Raw genomic sequence first — 19,970 nt, 5'->3', positions numbered from 1 at the left:
CGTTAGCTTGGCGTGATGCGATCCGCGGCATGTGAGGGAGAGACCTGATGAAACCAACAAACTCCATATTTACGGGACTGGAAACGACCGTCTTTGAGCGTATGTCCCGTCTGGCAATGGAGCATAAGGCCATCAATCTTGGTCAGGGGTTTCCTGATGTCGATGGCCCTCGGGATGTGCGGCAGGTTGCAGCCGATACGCTTCTGGAAGGGCCAAACCAATACCCGCCTATGCTGGGTGTTCCAGCCCTGAGGCAGGCCGTCGCCGACAACAACAAGCGCTTTTACGATCTGGATGTGGACTGGCAGACCGAAGTGCTCGTCACCTCCGGCGCCACCGAAGCGCTGGCCGACAGCATCTTCGCATTGGTTGAGTCGGGCGATGAAGTCATCCTCATCGAGCCGCTCTACGACTGTTATCTCTCACTGGTCAAACGGGCAGGCGCCACACCAGTTTTTGTCGAAGTCACCCCGCCAAGCTGGGAGCTGCGTGAAGAAGAGCTGCGCAAAGCCTTCTCCAGCAAGACCAAAGCCATCCTGCTCAACAACCCCATGAACCCAAGCGCCAAGGTCTTCAGCAAAGACGAGCTGCAACTGATCGCGGACCTGTGCCTTGAGTTTGACTGCTACGCCATTTGCGATGAAGTTTATGAGCACATCGTGTTTTCCGATGACAAGCACACACCGCTTATGACCCTTCCAGGAATGCGTGATCGCTGCATCCGCATCGGCTCCGCAGGCAAAACCTTCTCTCTGACAGGCTGGAAAGTCGGCTACATCACTGCCGCTCCAAACCTGCTGGAACCAATCGCCAAAGCGCACCAGTTCGTCACCTTCACCACCCCACCAAACCTGCAAAAGGCAGTGGCCTACGGACTGAACAAGGACGACGATTATTACGCTTCTCTTGAAAGCGAGCTGAAAGCCAAGCGCGACCTGATCTCAGGGCCACTGGAAGATATGGGCTTCCGCGTCCTTCCATGTGAAGGCACATACTTCGTCACCTGCGATTTCTCACCGCTTGGTTTCAAAGGCAACGATGTCGAGTTCTGCCAGAAGATGGTAGAGGAAGCCGGTGTCGCCGCCGTTCCGATCTCCGCCTTTTACGGCACCAAAGGCCCGCAAACTTTCGTTCGCTTCTGCTTCTGCAAAAAGGATGAAGTGCTAAACGAAGCACTGGGCCGCCTGCAGGCATGGATGGGCGAAATGGCCGTTTCTTGAGGCTTTGAAGCCGAGCAACACCAACAATGCCCGGTTAACGGCTTGCACAACAAGGGCAAAATCACAAATGTAGCTCTGCCCTGAAAAATAGAGTATGCAGACATAAAGAGCCGGAGCGGACCTGCCACGCAAGGACGACAGCCCGCTGCCGCGATCAATCATAGGGCCTGAGAGCCAATCCTTGGAAGTTTGAGTGAATGGATAATCCCGTACTCGTCGAAGTGACGCGAGGCAACACTGTCGAGAGCCGCCACCGTGGCTCAATCGCCATCGTTGATGCTGATGGCAAACTGGCGTTTGGTGCAGGTGATGTAGAGCAGGGCATCTTTGCGCGCTCCGCCATCAAGGCCCTTCAGGCAATCCCAATGGTGGAATCCGGTGCCGCAGAAGCTTTGAATTTTGACGATGCCGAACTGGCTCTGGCGTGCGCTTCCCACAACGGTGAGGACGTCCATGCCAAGTCCGCCCGCATGATGCTGTTCAAAGCTGGACTGACTGAGCAAGACCTCATGTGTGGCCCGCAATGGCCAAAGCACATGGATGATTGTGTTGAGATCGTTAAAACCGACGACAGCCCATGCCAGCTGCACAACAACTGCTCCGGCAAGCACGCTGGCTTCCTGGCAATGGCCAAAACCCTTGGTATCCCAACCGAGAACTACATCGATTTTGATCACCCGGTCCAGGCGGAAATACGCAATGTGCTGGAACAGATGAGCGGTGGAGTTCTGGCCCATGATGTTTGCGGAACGGACGGTTGCTCTATCCCGACCTATGCCATGGACCAGCAGAAAACCGCTCTGGCATTTGCCCGCTTCGCAACCGGTGTCGGCCTTGATCCAATCCGCGCCAATGCAGCAGAAGTACTGTATGAGGCTTGCGTAAACGAGCCTTACATGGTCGCCGGTAAGAACCGCTTCTGTACTGAGATCATGGACATCTTCAAAGGCCGCGTCTTCGTGAAAGTGGGCGCAGAGGGTGTCTTCTGTGCAGCCCTGCCGGAACTTGGCTTTGGAGTGACCCTGAAGTGTGAAGACGGTTCCGTACGCGGCGCGGAAGTCATGATGGCAGCCACTGTCAGATCACTGCTTAACCTCTCTGAGGAAGAGGAAAAAGGCCTGCGCACCTGGGAACATCTGCAGCTGAAGAACCGCCGCGATATCCTCGTCGGTGAAGTCCGCCCGGTTGCTGACTTCAAACGTCTGCTGAACACCATTTGATTTTGGTAAGGGCAGGGAGGTCTCTTCCTGCCAGCTCCCTAAACGGGGCTTACAAGATTGTCTGTCACGCGAATGGAGCGTGGCAGATCCTCCGCGTAAAGCGCAAGATCACCGCTGGCCTGCTCATCCCATTTGAAGCCTGCGATATTCACGGGGCATCCCGCGATGATATTCTGGGAAATGAGAGCACTCTGATCATCCGCAGCAAGACTGATTGCAATGCCGACAGGAGCTGAGCGAACAGTGTTCTGAGCTGCAATCAGGTTACGCATATACGGCCCCCAGCCTAAATTGATGCCAATAATCCGCGCATCCTCCACCACGTTGCCGGTCACACTAGTATCCGCTTCAACCGCAATGCCGACACCGAAGGTTGGATTGTCTTTCTCATAAGGCCCCGTACCGGTGATGTCCCGCAGCACATTGTTGGAACACACAGCCAAACGCCCCCCCTCACGGAAGTTGGTGATCGAAATTCCGTTGGCGGCTGTCTCAATCAGGTTACTGCTGACAATAGCCCCTTGAAAGCCGAACTCCACAAATAAGGCCACTTCGCCAGAACGGTGGCAGGTGTTGCCAAGGATCTGGACATTAGATGCAGCATTGGCCCGGATCGCGGAGAATTTGCAGTCTCTCACCTTGTTGCCGGAGATGGTGACATTATCCGCCCGGAAAACATTGATGCCGTTGCCGTTCTGCCCAGTCCCACCACTATTGGCACGGATGTTGGAGACTTGGTTGCCCGATATGATCGACCCATCATGCCCTTCAGACCACCGATGCACCAGTATGCCGCCATTGCCACAATCAGAAACGATGTTCCCTTCAATGCGCAGTGCGCTAGCATTATAGCTGAGCAGAGCAACATCGCTGTGTGTATGAAAATGGTTCCCAATGATGGATCCTGAGCATTGCTCCGGCACCACACCAGACTTGCTGCTCTTGGTTATCTCACAGGACGTCAGGCTGAGCCGAGAGCACTGTGAGAACCACAACAGAGCAGGCACCTCGTCAGAAAGCGGCTGATCACCACCATCAAAAATGAGGTCTTTGAGAGTAACGTCATCTGCCTGCACTCCTTGCAGCAGCAAGCCGTGCCCACTGAACACCAGACGTGTATGATCGGACACACCACGCAGGTTCAAACCACTGGGCAGCGAAAGCCCGGAGACCTGATAGTCACCAGCACCCAACTGAAGGATATGCCCTTGAGCAGCAGCCTCAGCCATCGCCGCTTGCAGCTCTTCTGACACATCGCGTTGAAAAGAAGGAGCGGGGAATTCAACAACAACCGGTTTTAAGGGAGTGGCAGCCTGCGCCTCCTGTGTGGCAACCAGTGTTCCGGCTCCTGCCACAACACCAGCACCAAGCAGGGTACGTCTTGAAAGCTTCTCTTGATCCTCTGCCATCGCGTCCCCCTGTGCTTGATCAGATCCCGAACAAGCTCGCCAGCTTGCTCGCCGCAGCTGTGGCAGGCAGATGGCCGGACTTCACCGCACTCTCAACATCCGGTAGCGCAGCTTTGATTTCCGGGTTCGCCTTCAGGGCCGTCTGGAGTTTCTCATTGAGCAAACCCCACATCCACGCCAACTGCTGCTCTGCGCGCTTACTCTCCCAGTCACCACTGGCCTGCATCCGCTCTTTGAAAATACCCAGCTGGCCCCACAAATCATCCAGCCCTTCATTGGCAAGGCCGGAGATGGTCAGAACAGGAGGTGACCAATGCTTGGAACGTGGCGCAAGAATATTCAGCGCAGCCCGATACTCGGATGCTGCTGAACGTGCCCGTATCAGCCCGTCACCTTCCGCCTTGTTCACGGCGATCAGGTCTGCAATCTCCAACACGCCTTTCTTGATGCCCTGCAGCTCATCTCCAGCCCCCGGCAACATCAGAACGAGAAAGAAATCAACCATCTGCGCAACGGTCGTTTCAGACTGCCCGATGCCTACAGTTTCAACGAGGATCACATCAAACCCGGCAGCCTCACACAAAAGCATGCTTTCACGGGTTTTGGCAGCGACACCGCCAAGTGTACCGGCAGACGGGGAAGGACGGATGTATGCATTGCGATCTACAGCCAACTGCGCCATGCGGGTCTTGTCACCTAGAATAGAGCCGCCTGTACGCGTGGAGGAAGGATCAACTGCCAGCACGGCCACCTTGTGTCCCGCAGCTGTCAGGTTGGAGCCAAACGTATCGATGGTGGTGGACTTACCAACACCCGGAACGCCGGTCACGCCAATGCGGAATGCATTTCCGGTGGAGCCCATCACCTTGGTCAGCAGGGCTTCCGCTTGCTCCCGGTGGGCAGGCTTCTTGGATTCAACAAGCGTAATGCCGCGTGCAAGCGCTGCGCGCTGCCCATTCAGCAGCCGCTCGGCAAGATCATCAATGTTGTCTCTGGAAGAAGCGAGGCGTGCATTCATTCAAATAAGTCCGGTCAGAAGAATCTCTTCTGCCAACCTTGAACAGATGGCGCCCCTTTGCAAGTCAGCGACTTGGAGAAGTTGTGGGGCAGGGCTGAACCCTGCTCACACTTTAGTGCGCGTTTCCGAAAAGTAGTTTCCGGATTTCGGAAAAGAAGACGCAGACAAAAACGCGTTAGCGATAGGTAACAGCAGTACCGGTCGCGGTCACCATCAGCATGGAACCATTGCTGCCAACAGTCTCATAATCAATGTCGATGCCGATCACAGCGTTTGCGCCATAACGGGCCGCTTCCTCGGTCATCTCATGCAATGCAATCTGACGGGCTTTCTTCAGCTCATCCTCATAGGCGCCGGAACGACCACCGACAATATCCCGAATACCGGCAAACAGGTCTTTAAAAACGTTCGCACCCAGGATTGCTTCACCGTGAACAATACCTTTGTAGTCGGAAATCTCTTTGCCCTCGATGGTGTTCGTGGTCGTAGTAAGCATATTTCATCCTCAAATGTGCGCTCCACTGCTTGTGCAGAACACACGCCAAAAATCCCGATCCGCAGCAACAAGCCTAGATCGAAGTGCCCGAGCTCAAATAATTTATGAGCGCTTAACTCATGTAGGAATGGATTAGGAAAATACCAGAGTTTGCAATGCTTGTTTCTCCAAATCAAACACGGCGCTTAAGAGATCTTCCCCGCTTTCTGATAGCTGATAAACTGTTCAGCATAGTCTGGATGCCAGCGAGAGAGAGCAGGGCGGTTTCCGATGATATCACCGGCTGCCCAGGAGACCCGGAGGTTGTCGGTTTTTGAATCTACAGCGTTGTCCGGGCATAGAACATAAAAGTCGCCCTCAGTCATGCGTTCAAGGAAGTAGTCAACCGTCTGTTCACTGGTCCACGCGTCTGCGGGCTTATCCGGATACTGGGCCATGTTGATGCCTGTGTGAGTAAAGCCCGGCACGAACAGGTGAACGGAAATCGGAGCATTTGCCTCTCGCAGCTCATGGCTGAGCTGTTCACTGATGACTTTCACACCCGCCTTGGTCGTATTGTATGCTGGATTACCGGGAGGTGTTGTGATCCCTTGCTTTGAACCGGTGTTGATCACAACAGCTGGACGATTTGCTTCCATCATGCGTGGTAGAAAAGCATGAACACCATAAATCACACCAAACAGGTTCACGGAGATGAGTTTTTTCCAGTTCTCCATCTCACCCCAGCTTGAAGAGGGTATCTCAATCCCAGCGTTGTTCATGAGAACGGCGACCTCGCCAGCCGCAAAGGCTTTGTCCGCCAAAGCGTTCACTTGGGCTTCATCAGATACATCCGTCGGAACGCCAATCATGGTAGCACCCTCAGACGCAACAGAACGAACCTCTTCAACTGCCGCATCAAGTCGTGGTCCGGGAAGATCTGCTAGAACCACGCTGAGCCCACTCTGAGCAAACCGAAGGGCGGCAACTTTGCCCACCCCACTTGCTGCACCTGTAACGACTGCCAAACCACCGAGTTCAAGAGCTTCTTTAAACATTGTTATTCGCCTGATGACTGGGAGTTCAAATATGGAAGGAGACCTGTTTCCTTCACCTCACCTATATGAGCTTGAAACATTAAGGGTTCATTGCAGCACAACTTGCAGACATCTGCTAGCCGGTTAAAGCCAGCCACCTATAGCGAATGATGAGTGAGGGAGCGGCAAACCTGTCTTACCCTTCCACCTATCGAGCAAGGCGAGCACAAAAAAGAAAAGGCGAGAACAAGCGTCCCGCCTTCGCCAAAAACAATCATCAACTGCAGAGGTGTTTACTCAGCAGCCTGCTGAGGCTCATAGCCTAACTTTTCGTTCAGCTCGTGGATCAACCCTTCAGCAGCTTCCGAAATCACAGTTCCTGGAGGGAAAATTGCAGACGCACCGGACGCGTAAAGCTCATCATAATCCTGCGGAGGCACAACGCCGCCCACAACAATCATGATGTCCTCTCGGCCTTCATCTGCCAGCGCCTTTTTAAGCGCAGGCACAAGGGTCAGGTGACCCGCAGCAAGGGAGGAAACGCCAACGATGTGCACGTCGTTTTCAACTGCCTGACGAGCAGCTTCCTCAGGCGTTGCAAACAGCGGCCCGATGTCCACGTCAAAGCCAAGATCAGCGAAGGCTGAGGCGATCACCTTCTGGCCGCGGTCATGACCATCCTGTCCCATCTTGGCAACAAGAATGCGCGGGCGGCGACCATCGTTTTCTTCAAACGTGTCAACCAGCTGCTCAATTTTGGAGATGCTCTCAGACATTTCACCAACCTCGCGCTTATAAACGCCAGCAATGGATTTGATTTCAGCCTTATGGCGACCAAACGCATTTTCCATGGCCAAAGACATTTCGCCAACAGAAGCCTTTACACGGGCTGCTTTCACGCAAAGATCCAGCAGGTTTCCTTCGCCAGAACGAGCAGAATCTTCCAGCGCTTTCAAAGCTGCCTGTGTCTCGTCTTCATTGCGTTCTTCACGCAGGCGTTTCAGCTTCTCGATCTGCTTGGCGCGAACCTCTTCGTTGTCCACCTTGAGAACTTCAAGCTCATCTTCACGGTCAGGACGGAACTTGTTCACGCCCACGACAGTCTGGTGTCCGCTATCGATGCGTGCCTGTGTTTTAGCAGCAGCTTCTTCAATACGAAGCTTTGGAATGCCTTTTTCAATGGCCTTCGCCATACCGCCAAGGCTTTCGATTTCTTCGATATGCTTGAGGGCCTTCGCTGCCAGATCCGCAGTCAGGCGCTCAACATAGTAAGAACCGCCCCATGGATCGATGGTTTTTGTCGTCCCACTTTCCTGCTGCAGGAACAGCTGAGTATTACGGGCAATGCGGGCAGAGAAGTCTGTCGGCAGCGCCAGCGCTTCATCGAGCGCGTTGGTGTGCAGAGACTGAGTGTGCCCCTGCGTAGCCGCCATTGCTTCAACAGTGGTGCGGATGACGTTGTTGAACACATCCTGCGCAGTCAAAGACCAGCCGGAGGTCTGCGAGTGCGTGCGCAGAGACAGGCTTTTCGGATTCTTCGGCTGGAAGTTCTCCTGCATCAGCTTCGCCCAGATCAAGCGAGCCGCGCGCAGCTTGGCAACTTCCATGAAGAAGTTCATGCCAATGGCCCAGAAGAAGGAAAGGCGAGGAGCAAACGCATCAATATCAAGGCCAGCAGCCACACCTGCACGAGCGTACTCGATGCCATCAGCGATCGTGAATGCCAGCTCCAGATCTGCGGTCGCACCCGCTTCCTGCATATGGTAGCCGGAAATAGAGATGGAGTTGAACTTCGGCATGTTCTTCGAGGTGTAATCGAAGATATCCGAGATGATCCGCATAGATGGAGCAGGCGGATAGATGTAGGTGTTGCGAACCATGAACTCTTTCAGAATGTCATTCTGAATGGTTCCGGAAAGCTTCTCAGAAGAAACACCTTGCTCTTCCGCTGCCACAATATAAAGCGCCATAACGGGCAGCACAGCACCGTTCATGGTCATGGACACGCTCATCTTATCCAGCGGAATGCCGGAGAACAGAGTGCGCATGTCATAAATAGAGTCGATGGCAACACCGGCCATGCCCACATCACCGGCAACACGTGGGTGGTCACTGTCATACCCACGGTGAGTTGCCAGATCGAACGCGATGGAAAGACCCTTCTGACCAGCAGCCAGATTGCGGCGATAGAAAGCATTGGAATCTTCAGCCGTGGAGAAACCAGCGTACTGACGCACGGTCCATGGCTGCTGAACATACATGGTTGGATAAGGTCCGCGCATGAAAGGCGGCAATCCCGGCCAGGTGTTCAGGTGCGTCAGGCCATCAAGATCCTGTGGGCCATACGCTGGCTTAACCGCAATGCCTTCCGGCGTGTCCCAAGTCGCTTGCGTATCAGTGGAAGCGGTGGCCGCGCTGTCGTTGTAATCTACCTGGGTGTAGTCAGGAAACAAGCTCATCAAATTGCCTCCACTTCATCAGCCAGCGAAACGCCAACCACTTCAAAACATGTCTTCAGTTCAGCAAGCATATCACAGCCTTGGTATATGGTCCCATCAAGGCCATTCTCGGTCAGTTCCGCCATAAGCTCCTTCGGGCGACCCGCCAGCGTCACACGCTTAGCGCCAGCTGCTTTAAGCTCTTTCAAAACAGCAACAGCCTGTTCTTCGTAAACTTTGTCAGAGGAACAGATACACGCAATCTTCGCATCACTAATACGGAAACAGGAGATCAGATCATCAAGGCTTTCAAAGTGCTTGCCACCACCGCTGACGAACCCGCCAGCCGCATAAAAATTGCTGGTGAAGGTTGAACGGGCAGTATGTTGAGCCACAGGACCCAAAGTTGCCAGGAACACCTTTGGCGGGTTGCCCTGAGTTTCCTTGAAGGCCTCAGCCTTGTCCCGGAGGCTTTCAAACGGTGTCGCCAGTCGTGTCAGCTTCAGGGCGTGACAATCATTATCACCCAGCTGCTTACGGCTTGCCTGAATATCGACCAATCCGGCGCCATCACTCAGCGCTTTGGCAACAGCTTCAATCAGCTGTCCATCGGGGCTTGGTTCCGGAAGGTCTTTACGGGTCGCAATCTCACCGATCTGATCCGTGTCTGCCTTCAGAACTTCCACATCTGCCTCTCCCAGGTTCGGGAAGGCACTTGTACCCGTCAGAGGGTGGTGTCCAGTGGCGACCAACTTATCCTCTTCAGCACGTGCTGCGGTAACATCAGCATAGATCACACCAGATTGCAGCGCTTCAAGAACACCGCCTTCTTTCTCAATCTTCTGGAAGTAACCCCAAGCCGCATTGGCCAGCTCTTCTGTGCGCTCTTCAACAAGACCACTACCGGCAGCTGGGTCACTCACCTGCGCCAGATTGCTTTCTTCCACCAGAATAAGCTGAGTGTTACGGGCAATACGACGCGCAAACGCATTTGGCAGACCAAGAGCGCTGGTGAATGGGAGCACGCTCACACTGTCAGCGCCGCCAATACCGGCTGCAAACGCAGCCACTGTGGTGCGCAGCATGTTCACCCATGGATCACGCTTGCTCATCATGCGCCAGCTGGTCTCCATATGAAGATGCAGCTTTTGGGATGGCATCTGCGCAGCATCCAGCAGGCGGGCCCACAGCTGACGCATCGCACGCGCTTTAACGATGGTACCAAACTGGTCCGCACTCGCACTCAGGCAGGCAGAAACGTGTTTGGGCAGATCGTCAGCAGGAATGCCGCCCTTTTCCAGTATGCGCATATAGTAAAGCAGGCTGGAAAGAGTAAGGCCAAGCTCCTGAACACTGTTGGCGCCCGTGTCGTGATAGCAACGGCCATCACCGCGCAACAAGCTGCCCTGAATACCGTTGTTGCGAGCGTATCCCGTAAGGTCCTGAGCGCGCTGCTCAAGGCGCTCAAAGGAGTTGCGAACACGACCGGAGCTGACAAACACGCTGAGAGGATCAGAGACACCTTGAACAGTCAGTTGATCAGAAGGAACGCCCAACCGCTTGCAGGTTTCAACCAGCAAAGCAAGGGTCGCGCTGCCTTCATAGCCACATTCAAGGCGGAAATCGATGAGATCAGGCTTCACTCCGTCAAGCAGCTTCAGCATGTCATCAATACGCTGAACGCTCAGTCCGCCGCCAAGAATACGCGGAGAAGCAGGCAAAACCAGCTCGATGCCATCAGCCCCGCCTTCCAGGTCTTCCAGCATCTGGGTGTTGGCCTCGGAAATGACGGGATGATCACTGCGTTGAATGATCTTCCAAGGGCGAGAGCTCTCCCTCAATTGCAGTGGAGCGCTGTCGGTGCGTCCTTGGTATAGCGGCTTGTTCTCAAGGCCACCTGCAATTGGTGTGTTTAGTGCATCCAGAGCGGCGCCTTTAAGGGCACGCAGAGCAGATGCTTCCCAGTCACTTTGTGTTGCTTCTAGGAAATCGCTTGGAAAATCAATGTTTTGCATGTCTATCCCATGTCCTTCTGGTAACTTTATACGAAGGAACCTTTGATGGTTTCAAGCTATGCGTTAGGACGAGATTGGAAAACAACTGGCCCAAACACTGCGTAAATTGCAGAACTACTGATGTGACAAAGGCTGGATAGATTTCGCATTAGCTTAATTTATCCTAAACTTGTCGCAATTGACCCTAGGGCATGTAACGCTGTTACTATTGCCGAGAGCTAAGCAGTAGTTTCGTACTCTTACTATAGATTTTTCGGAATTACTGCCAATTAGCTCCTAGGTAAAACTGTTGGAGTAGTGAGTTTTATGGGGCAACAGTGGGGGCACTATTTACAGGTGCTCTGAATACTTAGAGGTTAGTTGATCTACCTCCGAAAATGAGAATGACGGTATTGCCGAGATTGCTGTAAGAACAAGTGGTCTGAGAGTAATACAAGCATACATGAGATGGTGACATCTTGTCAGCGCGAGGCAACTCAAAGAATTGCCCGTGACGAACAAAGACAGCGTTTAACAGGCGTGCGAACAACTACTCAATACGAGAGAACTGGCCAAGGCCATGCTCCGTAAAGTCGCCCTCCTGCGCTGAGCCGCCATTCAAGACTGAGAGTTTTCGAATTTACCTGCGCAAACAATGGGTTTGCGAAAGTGAGTTGGCATGCCTCTGGTATGTCAGGTGGGCAAGTGCGTCTTCAATCCGGCGACACAAGAGCGAGTGCTGCGCGGATAGAAACGGGAAGGCAGGGCAAATGAACGATACTTCAGATATCGAAGCAAAGGTAAAAGCGATTTCAGAAGCACGGGCAGCGAAACCCGTTCTGGACATTGTGGAGTCCTATCTAAGACGATTGGGTGCATCCCATATCCTCATCACAGGTCTTCCTATGCCAAACCGAACAATTGACAGTTTGGTTCATAGGTTCCGTTGGCCGGATGAGAGAAATGGCGGTGTTGAGCGGACAACCCTGAGCGCTGGCGATAGTGCTCTTATGCTCGGCCTGTCCGGCAACCGTCCGGTTGTCTGGTCAGTTTCCGGCACAGATACCGGTAACTCAGAGCTTTTCGCCGCAATAGGCGAGGGTGCCCGGGTCATGGTGATACCGGTAGATGCGCTTCATCCATTCCAGGCAATGGTGGTCGGCGCTGGGCATCAGATCGCCGCTGAACCATATGATCTGGCATCATTGGAAATCGTCTGCTCCGCAGCTTTCCGCCGTCTGTTTGAGCTAGGTGTAATTTCAGACCAAAGACCGGGTGATTTATCAGCCCGCGAGCGTCGTGTTCTGGAACTGACAGCGCTGGGCAAGACAGCGCACGAAATCGCAGAGCTTCTGGAGATTTCCCAGAGAACAGTTCACGCGCACTTGCAGAACGCAAGCGCCAAGCTCAACGCATCCAACAAAACCCACACGGTGGTTGAAGCGTTGCGGTACGGTCAGATCAAAATCTGACAAAGCTTATCGCAGGCATAAGAAAAGCAGGCTCATTTCCGATGGGCCTGCTTCTTTGCGTTTTAGGCACTCAGCTATCGAGCACCCAAAATCTTGATCCAATAGCATCGGTTACCACTTTGCTAGGTGATTTCAGCAAGCCCCGGCACACGGGCTACGATTTCATCCGTGAACTCCGGTCCTGCTTTTTCGCGAGTATACTCAACAGTCTCTTTCGCGACTTTTTGAATATCCTCAACAGTGAGCCCAAGGCTGGTCATTTCGTTCAAGGCAGCAAGCACACCAACACTGGCATTCATCTTACTGGCCAGACCGCCAAAGAGACCTTTGTTTTCGGTGGCTTCGTCGATGGCCAGAAAACCTTCCGCAGCTGGAAAAGCTTCCAGTAAGGTCTCGACTTCTTCTCTGGTGCTGTTCTTTGCAATGAAGTTCAGCATGATCCCTACAGCAGGTTCTACCTTTTCGGGATCCAACCCGGTTTTTTCGGTAATGCGATCAACAAGTATATGCATCGTGATCTCCAGTCCCCCAATAAATCTAATATAGTGACGATTGGGTCCAATGTTAGGGACAACGGAACAGGCTCATTCGCATTGGGTGATTTCATAAGTTCGAAATCCGGGCCTAATCCCGTGTGTTTCCAAAAAGATTCTGCGTTGCTTGGCCTCTTGCGTGCCTTCGTTCTTCAAAGTATCGCCCACGCACCTTAAAAGAGTTTAACCGACCTGTTTAAACAGTCTGCCGAATTACAAGTGGTTACTAGGGCAAAGCCATAGCTTTGACTTTGGAAACTATGTTAGAGCTTCTTACAGCCTCATATCTACGCAGTGATCTGCGTACTATCCCATCCTACAGGTGATAAACACGAGCCTGCACTACAAAGGAATGAATCATGTCGAATCTCGACAAAGTCCTTGATCGTATTGATCAAAATTTGGATCAAAGTCTCGATCGGTTGTTTGAACTCCTGCGCATCAAGAGCATTTCTACCGATCCTGAATATAAGGGTGACTGCCGCGAAGCAGCCGAGTGGATGGCACGTGAGCTGACTGCAATTGGCATTCCTTCTGAGGTCAGAGACACCACCGGCCATCCAATGGTCGTCGGTCACCGCGTAGCAGATGGCAAGCCGGGACCACACGTTTTGTTCTATGGCCACTATGATGTGCAGCCGGTTGATCCGATTGAGCTTTGGAACGCTGATCCGTTTGATCCGCAGATTGTGACCCGCAAAGATGGCTCCAAAATGATCGTTGCTCGTGGTGCTAACGATGACAAAGGTCAGCTGATGACCTTTGTGGAAGCTGTTCGTGCCTGGGTTGAAGAAACCGGCGATGTTCCTATCAACATCTCCGTTTTGCTGGAAGGTGAGGAAGAAAGCGGCTCCCCGTCTTTGCAGCCATTCCTGGATGCAAACAAAGAAGAGCTGTCAAAAGATCTCGCCCTCGTATGTGACACCTCCATGTGGGACAAGGACACACCAGCGATCTCCGTTATGCTGCGCGGTCTGGTTGGCGAAGAAATCACCCTTAAAGGTCCAAGTAAAGACCTACACTCCGGCATGTACGGCGGTGCTGCACGCAACCCGCTTCATGTGCTGTCTGACATGATTGCTGGCCTCCGTGATGAAAACGGCGGCATCACCCTACCAGGCTTTTATGATGATGTTCCGGAACTGCCGGAAGACGTCAAAGAGATGTGGCAGAATCTCGGCTTCTCAACTGAGGAGTTCCTCGGTGGTATCGGTCTGAAGGATCTGGGCGGCGAAAAAGATCGCTCTGGTTTGGAACAGATCTGGGCGCGTCCAACCTGCGAAGTAAACGGCCTTTGGGGCGGTTACACCGGCGCTGGCTTCAAAACCGTTATCCCAGCTGAAGCGCACGCAAAAGTGTCCTTCCGTCTTGTTGGTGATCAGGATCCTGAAAAAATCAGAGATGCATTCCGTTCTTATCTGAAGTCCAAAACACCAGCAGACTTTGAGCTGGAACTGCACCCACACGGCGGTGATCGTGCTCTGCGCATGGATTTTGACGCACCTGCTCTGGCAAAAGGCCGTGCGGCTTTGTCAGCTGAATGGGACAAGCCAGCAGCACTGGTTGGCTGTGGTGGTTCCATCCCAATCGTGGGCAGCTTCAAGCGCACTTTGGACATGGACAGCCTGCTCATCGGTTTTGGTCTGGACGAAGATCAAATCCACTCACCAAATGAGAAATATGAGCTGAAGAGCTTCCACAAAGGCATCCGTTCCTGGGCGCGCGTTCTGGAAGAGCTGGCCAAGTAATCTGCTTTTGACCATCTTCAGTCCCGGACATCCTCTGTTCGGGGCTGATACCTCATAATTGAATATGTGTTTTGGGCTCGGCCGACTGGAGAATTGAAATGGCATCTATCTGCGTATTTTGCGGATCATCAATCGGGAAACGCCCGGAATATGAAGCAGCAGCGCGCCTGCTGGGTACCGAAATCGCTAAGCGTGGCAACCGTTTGGTCTATGGTGGTGCGGAAGTTGGCTTGATGGGCGTTGTTGCAAACGCAGCGCTGGAGGCGGGCGGAGAAGTGGTTGGCGTTCTGCCAGAAGCGCTGGCCGCAAAAGAACTGGCGCACAGATCCCTGACAGACCTTCATGTCGTCGGCTCCATGCATGAGCGTAAGGCGATGATGGCAGATCTGTCAGACGCGTTCGTCGCGCTGCCAGGCGGCATTGGCACCATGGAAGAGCTTTTTGAGGTCTGGACATGGGGCCAGTTGGGCTACCACAACAAGCCATGCGGTTTATACAACGCAAACGGTTTTTATGGTCGCATGTTGGCATTCTTGGACTTCATGGAGGAAGAAGCATTCATGAAGAAGACCCACCGCGACATGCTTCTGGTCGGCGACAATCCAACGCAGCTTCTGGACCAGATTGAAAACTATCAGGCTCCAATTGGTCACAAGTGGATCACCCGTGCTGAGACCTAAAAGCACCGTAAGTGCAGGGCTGATCTTCGAGCGTTAGTCCTGCAAGTATCTTGGTAAACGTGAAGGTTCGTTGGTCAGATAAAGAGCACCCAGCAAGAAGGCAAAGCCGACGGCTTGTCCGATGCCCAATGGCTCTGAAAACAGCAAGTAGCCGGTCAAAATGGCGAGGCCGAACTCGATAAAGCCAGTGGTGTAGGCTGTCTTGCGACCAGAACGATCTGAGCTTCCATAGGCAAGCAAAAGCTGCGGCAACAAACCCGCAATCAATGCCAATCCCAAAATCGGCAATGTGCTCGGAGCAGTGCTCACGCTCTGCCAAAGCTTCAACTCCACCAGTGCAAATGGAACTGCTGTCACAACAGCCCCAGCAAAGATGCAGGCGGCGATGGAAAGGGATGGCAAATAACTCGGAGTTTTGCGACTAACCAGTTGCAAGCCGCCATAACACAGCGGCCCAACCAAACCGATTGCTACTGCAACAAAATCCACGTCAGGCAAAGGTGTCGAGGCAATGATGATCAGCAGAGCGCCAAACACCAATCCGAGTGTCAGTTTGTCACTGCCACGCAGTTTTGCTCCTCCAATAGCCCGCAAGATCACGAGCAGAGCAGGGTAGGAGAAGAACAGGCTGGCTGCGAGATAGATCGGCAGAACGCTCAGAGCATAAAAGTAGCTCCATGCTCCCAGTCCCATGATCATCCCAAAAAGCACATACTGCCGGCTGCTTGGGCCAGATTTGAGCGCTTGAGGCAGATATGGAGCCAGCAAAACGGCAGGAAGGATGTAGCGCAGGAGAACAGCAGCACCGGGAGAAATGCCAGCAGCAAAGCCGATCTTGGCAAAGTAGGGAATGCTACCAAAGCAAACCGCGCCCAGACCCAAAGCAATCAGGCTCACAATTCTGTGGCCAGTGCCTTCACTTTTAAATCCATGAAACATGAAGTGTAAGTAACGTCGACTGCTTCTGCTCTTTCAAAACTGCTGGCCTTAAAGCCGCCACAAATATGAAACCTGAGGCAGCTAAGAGCAAGTTTATTTGCCAGATCAACAGTGTTTGAGTTCAGATGGCCACAGAAAACCGCACTACATGTTTGATTATGCCAGCCTGAAGTCAGTTGCACTCAAGGTTTACCCCAGAGCAGGCAGCCCGCTCAGATCTTTCAGAACTGCAGACGGAGAAAGGTCGGCATACTCATCGGGCATCTGCGAGCGATTGATCCAGACTGTGCGCATGCCATACTTTGTGGCACCGGCAATATCCCACCGGTTGCTGGACTGGAAGGAGATCGCTTCTGGATACAAACGGAAATGCGTTGTCACCAGATCATAAACGTCAGGATGTGGCTTGTAGGTCTGTACCGGATCAACAGAGAAAACTTCGTCAAAACAATCCGTAATGCCTGCATTCTTAAGCGCACCGTCCATCATCTTCATAGGTGCGTTGGAAAGGATCGCCAGCTTGGAACCGCGCTCACGCAGATCCTTCAGCAACTGTGGAACTTCCGGATAGCAATCCAACTCCCAGTAAGCAGCCAGAAGCTCGTCGCGAGCACCTTTGTTGGCTTCAGGAACCAGCGCAAATGCAGTGTCCAATGCCTGAATAGTCAACTCCCAGAAATCAACGTACTGCCCCATTAAAGAGCGTACCCAGGAATATTCCAGTTGCTTCTCACGCCAGATGGATGAGAGTTTTTTGCCTTCAGGCCCCACGGCACCCATATGCTTTCTGGCGGCGGCATGCACGTCAAAAAGGGTTCCATAGGCATCAAAAACATAAACTGAGTGGCTCATCTCTGCTCTCCGGCTCCACACCAAGCGTCAAGATTGGCAAATTCCAATACCCCTAAGAAAGCGATGTGATGAGGTTTCGTCAAGGCATGGGAAATACGTGTTCCCTATGCTTTGGGTGCATAAATTTAACAATTGTCTCCTGAAAACAACATTTCACTCTCAAAACCCATGTTCACGCACAAAACAATTCCAGAATCTTTAGCCAGCTCTGAGGAAGGTTGCGGCAATCTCAAAAGTCCTTGAAACGTTAATGCGTTAAAACTGTGCAAAAGAACAATGAAGAGGCCTCACGCCCGCAAAATACAAGCTCGTCCCGGCTCGCAATGTAATTGCGTATTCTTGCCTGATATCTGGTTGCAACGACATTTAGTTGCGTTTCAAGCTTAATTTTGCCGCCCACGATAACTCTTAGGGCTTCCGTATTGGGCATGATGTCTGCGCTCAGGTGCTTTATCTTCTTTGTCGAGAGTATGGTTGACCCCATTTGAATTCTCAGGTCGACTGACAAAAGATAATAGGGCGGGGCCTGTTTGGCTCATAAGCCGACTTTTGAGGAGAGATTTATTATGGCCGAAATGTCGAAGACTCGTACATGGGTTGAAGGCAAATGGTACGAGGGAAATCCGCCACTGATCGGTCCTCGTACGCATTCTTTTTGGTTGGGCTCAAACGTATTTGATGGAGCTCGTGGTTTTGAAGGCGTCATGCCTGACCTTGATTTGCACTGCGCCCGCTTGAACCGTTCTGCTGTAAACCTCGGCATGAAGCCAACCATGCGCTTTGAAGAGATGGTTGAGCTCGCGACAGAGGGCATGAAGAAGTTTGAAGCCGATGAAGCTGTTTACATCCGCCCAATGTATTGGGCTGAAAACGACGGTCCGGGCATCATTGATGGCGACCCAGAATCCACCCGTTTTTGCATGTGTCTGTTCGAAGCTCCGATGCCACCAAAAGGCGCGTCAAACAGCCTGACATTGTCTCCATTCCGTCGGCCAACAATGGAGTCCATGCCAGTCAATGCAAAAGCAGGCTGTCTCTATCCAAACAACGCTCGCGCATCTCGTGAGGCAAAATCTCGCGGTTTTGATAATGCGATCATGCTGGATGCCCTCGGCAATGTTGCTGAGCTGACCTCTGCGAACATCTTCATGGCCAAGGATGGTGAAGTGCTCACTCCTTACTGGAATGGCACCTTCCTGAATGGCATTACTCGTCAGCGTATCATCAAGCTGCTCAGCAGTGCGGGCTACAATGTCCATGAAACCACGCTGACCTATAAAGACTTCTATGAGGCGGATGAGATCTTCTCGACCGGCAACTACGGTAAAGTCGTTCCAGTCCATAAACTGGATGATCGCACCATGGATCACGGTCCAGTAGCTGCAAAAGCCAGAGAGCTTTACTGGGAGTTCGCACACGCTAAAGTGCCAGCTTAAACCAGAGCCAAAAAGCACGTTTTGAAGGGAGGCAATCGCCTCCCTTTTTTATGCGGGTGTAAAGTGTTTTATGGTCAGCAGCGCTGCGAGGATAAGAGCACCAGCTGCAACGAGAGAGGCGAGCATGAAATCGCCGTTCAGCTCGTAAAGGTAGCCTGCGAAACTTGGTCCGAACATTTGCCCAAGACCAAAAGCAGCTGTCATCAAGCCAACAATCTGGCGTGGGTTAGAACTGGCAATCCGGCGTGCCTCGACCAATCCAATGGATGTAATCCCGACAAAAGTCCCCCCCAGCAGAATTGCAGCAGCGGAAAGACCAGCGATCGTAGGCATCAACACACTGAGAGCCACCCCAACGGCCTCCAGCGTACACGCAACCGCAATTGCTCTACCATAGCCGATGCGCACACCCAGCTTTTCCCAAAAGAAGACGGATGGGATGATTGCCAGACCAACCAGCAGCCAACCAAGTGATTTCATGGGAGCAAGCTCCGGCGTCAGGCTGGCCAATGCCCCAAGGAACGTTGCCGTGATGACATAACCGAAACCGAAACAGCCATATGCAAAGATCAGCCGCCAAGCGCTCAAGTTTAACGGTTTGGTTTTTCTTTTAGTTTGAACGGACTGCATCGAAGCTTGTGGTGGCACCTCTTTGCGAGGCGGCAGCAGAAAGGGAATGCAGAGCGAAAGAACCAGACTTAAAACCCCACTGGCAATCCAAAGCTGAGAGGATGTCTCTAAGTTCGTTCCAAGCCACTCAATCATGAGCGAAGAGCCTGCAATGCCAATCCCGACGCCGGTGAAATGGATCGGGAAGAGATGCAGACTGTGTTTCTCAGCAAGACGCTGCATAACAATATTCGCGACCAGAACAAACGCATAGGCACTTGCCAGACCCGCCAGAAAGCGGATCACAACAAACCAGTACACACCAAGGCTGAACGCCATAAGGAACGTGACAACAGTGCTGGTGATCAACGCCACCATGAAGATCCGGTAGGGACCACCGGGCAGGGGAGCGCGTGCGGCCATCAAAGCGCCAAGCAAGTAACCGAGATAATTGGAGGACGCTACGAACCCCGCATTCACCTCGTTCAAAGTGCCGTCCTGCAACATAAACGGGAGCACTGGCGTATAAACAAATCGTCCGATGCCCATGACGGCCGCCATGGCAAGGCAGCCGCCCACCGCTGAAAGGAACGCAAACTGGTCTTTTTCAGGACTGGTGGATGCTTTCATGAGTTTTTCGGAGGTATCTGTCACAAATTGATTCCTTATAACCCGCAGAAAACAGCCATTTATAAGGCGAAAAAGCTCCTGCAATTCTCAACTTAGAAGTTCTACTTACAAAAAAACAAGAAAAATATTTGCAAATTATGCTCTTCACCCGTTGCTCATACGCAAAAACATCACTATTTTGCACCATGAGTTGCAGCGCTGGTTGGTTGTAAAACTGAAAAGCACTGCGCCTAAAGTTTCCTTTCCCATGGAGGTATACC

General features: G+C 52.6%; 16 protein-coding genes. 6 read left to right on the top strand and 10 right to left on the bottom strand.

The annotated features are described in order from the left end of the window. Positions 1-47 precede the first annotated feature (47 nt). Together PJE062_RS13065 and PJE062_RS13060 are read left to right on the top strand one after the other, a co-directional pair. Positions 48-1,220, top strand: a complete 1,173-nt coding sequence (locus tag PJE062_RS13065; RefSeq protein ID WP_008549479.1) for an aminotransferase — start codon at positions 48-50, stop codon at positions 1,218-1,220. 197 nt (positions 1,221-1,417) lie between these two features. Further along, positions 1,418-2,440 carry an asparaginase gene (locus PJE062_RS13060; protein ID WP_008549824.1) on the top strand — a complete coding sequence of 341 codons (1,023 nt, stop codon included), beginning with the start codon at positions 1,418-1,420 and terminating at the stop codon, positions 2,438-2,440. A gap of 38 nt (positions 2,441-2,478) precedes the next feature. Here PJE062_RS13060 and PJE062_RS13055 read toward each other — a convergent pair whose 3' ends face one another. From PJE062_RS13055 to PJE062_RS13030, 6 genes are all read right to left on the bottom strand, one after another. Beyond that, the gene (locus PJE062_RS13055; RefSeq protein ID WP_008549499.1) at positions 2,479-3,849 is read right to left on the bottom strand and encodes a TIGR03808 family TAT-translocated repetitive protein; all 1,371 of its coding nucleotides are present in this window, start codon (positions 3,847-3,849) and stop codon (positions 2,479-2,481) included. A gap of 19 nt (positions 3,850-3,868) precedes the next feature. Beyond that, positions 3,869-4,867 (bottom strand): methylmalonyl Co-A mutase-associated GTPase MeaB, encoded by a 999-nt coding sequence (gene meaB, locus PJE062_RS13050; RefSeq protein ID WP_008549716.1) that lies wholly within the window; start codon positions 4,865-4,867, stop codon positions 3,869-3,871. Between the two features lie 175 nt (positions 4,868-5,042). Continuing rightward, positions 5,043-5,363 (bottom strand): heavy metal-binding domain-containing protein, encoded by a 321-nt coding sequence (locus PJE062_RS13045; protein WP_008549564.1) that lies wholly within the window; start codon positions 5,361-5,363, stop codon positions 5,043-5,045. Positions 5,364-5,548: 185 nt separating this feature from the next. After that, positions 5,549-6,400, bottom strand: a complete 852-nt coding sequence (locus tag PJE062_RS13040; protein WP_008550092.1) for an SDR family NAD(P)-dependent oxidoreductase — start codon at positions 6,398-6,400, stop codon at positions 5,549-5,551. Between the two features lie 272 nt (positions 6,401-6,672). Continuing rightward, positions 6,673-8,838, bottom strand: a complete 2,166-nt coding sequence (gene scpA / locus PJE062_RS13035; RefSeq protein WP_008549685.1) for a methylmalonyl-CoA mutase — start codon at positions 8,836-8,838, stop codon at positions 6,673-6,675. Beyond that, the gene (locus PJE062_RS13030; RefSeq protein WP_008549815.1) at positions 8,838-10,832 is read right to left on the bottom strand and encodes a methylmalonyl-CoA mutase family protein; all 1,995 of its coding nucleotides are present in this window, start codon (positions 10,830-10,832) and stop codon (positions 8,838-8,840) included. Before PJE062_RS13030 ends, scpA begins: the two co-directional genes overlap by 1 nt. Positions 10,833-11,581: 749 nt before the next feature. On the opposite strand from PJE062_RS13030, the gene PJE062_RS26905 reads away from it, so the two are divergent. Beyond that, complete coding sequence (locus tag PJE062_RS26905; RefSeq protein WP_008549561.1) at positions 11,582-12,283, top strand: LuxR C-terminal-related transcriptional regulator; 702 nt, start codon at positions 11,582-11,584, stop codon at positions 12,281-12,283. Positions 12,284-12,405: 122 nt separating this feature from the next. On the opposite strand, the gene PJE062_RS13020 is transcribed toward PJE062_RS26905, so the two are convergent. Continuing rightward, positions 12,406-12,795: a hypothetical protein gene (locus PJE062_RS13020; protein ID WP_008549768.1), complete on the bottom strand. Its 390-nt coding sequence runs from the start codon at positions 12,793-12,795 to the stop codon at positions 12,406-12,408. Positions 12,796-13,175: 380 nt separating this feature from the next. Between PJE062_RS13020 and PJE062_RS13015 the strand changes: the two genes are divergently transcribed. After that, complete coding sequence (locus PJE062_RS13015; RefSeq protein ID WP_008549997.1) at positions 13,176-14,564, top strand: dipeptidase; 1,389 nt, start codon at positions 13,176-13,178, stop codon at positions 14,562-14,564. Between the two features lie 98 nt (positions 14,565-14,662). After that, complete coding sequence (locus tag PJE062_RS13010) at positions 14,663-15,244, top strand: TIGR00730 family Rossman fold protein (protein ID WP_008549664.1); 582 nt, start codon at positions 14,663-14,665, stop codon at positions 15,242-15,244. A gap of 33 nt (positions 15,245-15,277) precedes the next feature. On the opposite strand, the gene PJE062_RS13005 is transcribed toward PJE062_RS13010, so the two are convergent. Together PJE062_RS13005 and PJE062_RS13000 are read right to left on the bottom strand one after the other, a co-directional pair. Further along, positions 15,278-16,141, bottom strand: a complete 864-nt coding sequence (locus tag PJE062_RS13005) for a DMT family transporter (protein ID WP_208982298.1) — start codon at positions 16,139-16,141, stop codon at positions 15,278-15,280. A gap of 231 nt (positions 16,142-16,372) precedes the next feature. After that, positions 16,373-17,035 (bottom strand): haloacid dehalogenase type II, encoded by a 663-nt coding sequence (locus tag PJE062_RS13000; RefSeq protein WP_008549845.1) that lies wholly within the window; start codon positions 17,033-17,035, stop codon positions 16,373-16,375. Between the two features lie 566 nt (positions 17,036-17,601). Here PJE062_RS13000 and PJE062_RS12990 point away from each other — a divergent pair. Further along, on the top strand, positions 17,602-18,471 hold the full coding sequence (locus tag PJE062_RS12990) for a branched-chain amino acid aminotransferase (RefSeq protein WP_008549951.1): 870 nt from the start codon (positions 17,602-17,604) through the stop codon (positions 18,469-18,471). Positions 18,472-18,519: 48 nt separating this feature from the next. On the opposite strand, the gene PJE062_RS12985 is transcribed toward PJE062_RS12990, so the two are convergent. Continuing rightward, positions 18,520-19,734 carry a YbfB/YjiJ family MFS transporter gene (locus PJE062_RS12985; RefSeq protein ID WP_008549738.1) on the bottom strand — a complete coding sequence of 405 codons (1,215 nt, stop codon included), beginning with the start codon at positions 19,732-19,734 and terminating at the stop codon, positions 18,520-18,522. Between the last annotated feature and the right edge of the window lie 236 nt (positions 19,735-19,970).

Origin of the sequence: Pseudovibrio sp. JE062, assembly GCF_000156235.1 — a bacterium.
In the GTDB taxonomy this organism is placed as follows: Bacteria; Pseudomonadota; Alphaproteobacteria; order Rhizobiales; family Stappiaceae; genus Pseudovibrio.
The sequence above is the reverse complement of the archived record's forward strand: the minus strand, read 5'-3'. Positions and strand labels throughout refer to the sequence as shown.

Bases quoted from the DNA above. Each gene is read 5' to 3' on its own strand.
- PJE062_RS13065 (WP_008549479.1), top strand. From the start codon at position 48: ATGAAACCAACAAACTCCATATTTACGGGACTGGAAACGACCGTCTTT.
- PJE062_RS13060 (WP_008549824.1), top strand. From the start codon at position 1,418: ATGGATAATCCCGTACTCGTCGAAGTGACGCGAGGCAACACTGTCGAG.
- PJE062_RS13055 (WP_008549499.1), bottom strand. From the start codon at position 3,849: ATGGCAGAGGATCAAGAGAAGCTTTCAAGACGTACCCTGCTTGGTGCT.
- meaB (WP_008549716.1), bottom strand. From the start codon at position 4,867: ATGAATGCACGCCTCGCTTCTTCCAGAGACAACATTGATGATCTTGCC.
- PJE062_RS13045 (WP_008549564.1), bottom strand. From the start codon at position 5,363: ATGCTTACTACGACCACGAACACCATCGAGGGCAAAGAGATTTCCGAC.
- PJE062_RS13040 (WP_008550092.1), bottom strand. From the start codon at position 6,400: ATGTTTAAAGAAGCTCTTGAACTCGGTGGTTTGGCAGTCGTTACAGGT.
- scpA (WP_008549685.1), bottom strand. From the start codon at position 8,838: ATGAGCTTGTTTCCTGACTACACCCAGGTAGATTACAACGACAGCGCG.
- PJE062_RS13030 (WP_008549815.1), bottom strand. From the start codon at position 10,832: ATGCAAAACATTGATTTTCCAAGCGATTTCCTAGAAGCAACACAAAGT.
- PJE062_RS26905 (WP_008549561.1), top strand. From the start codon at position 11,582: ATGAACGATACTTCAGATATCGAAGCAAAGGTAAAAGCGATTTCAGAA.
- PJE062_RS13020 (WP_008549768.1), bottom strand. From the start codon at position 12,795: ATGCATATACTTGTTGATCGCATTACCGAAAAAACCGGGTTGGATCCC.
- PJE062_RS13015 (WP_008549997.1), top strand. From the start codon at position 13,176: ATGTCGAATCTCGACAAAGTCCTTGATCGTATTGATCAAAATTTGGAT.
- PJE062_RS13010 (WP_008549664.1), top strand. From the start codon at position 14,663: ATGGCATCTATCTGCGTATTTTGCGGATCATCAATCGGGAAACGCCCG.
- PJE062_RS13000 (WP_008549845.1), bottom strand. From the start codon at position 17,035: ATGAGCCACTCAGTTTATGTTTTTGATGCCTATGGAACCCTTTTTGAC.
- PJE062_RS12990 (WP_008549951.1), top strand. From the start codon at position 17,602: ATGGCCGAAATGTCGAAGACTCGTACATGGGTTGAAGGCAAATGGTAC.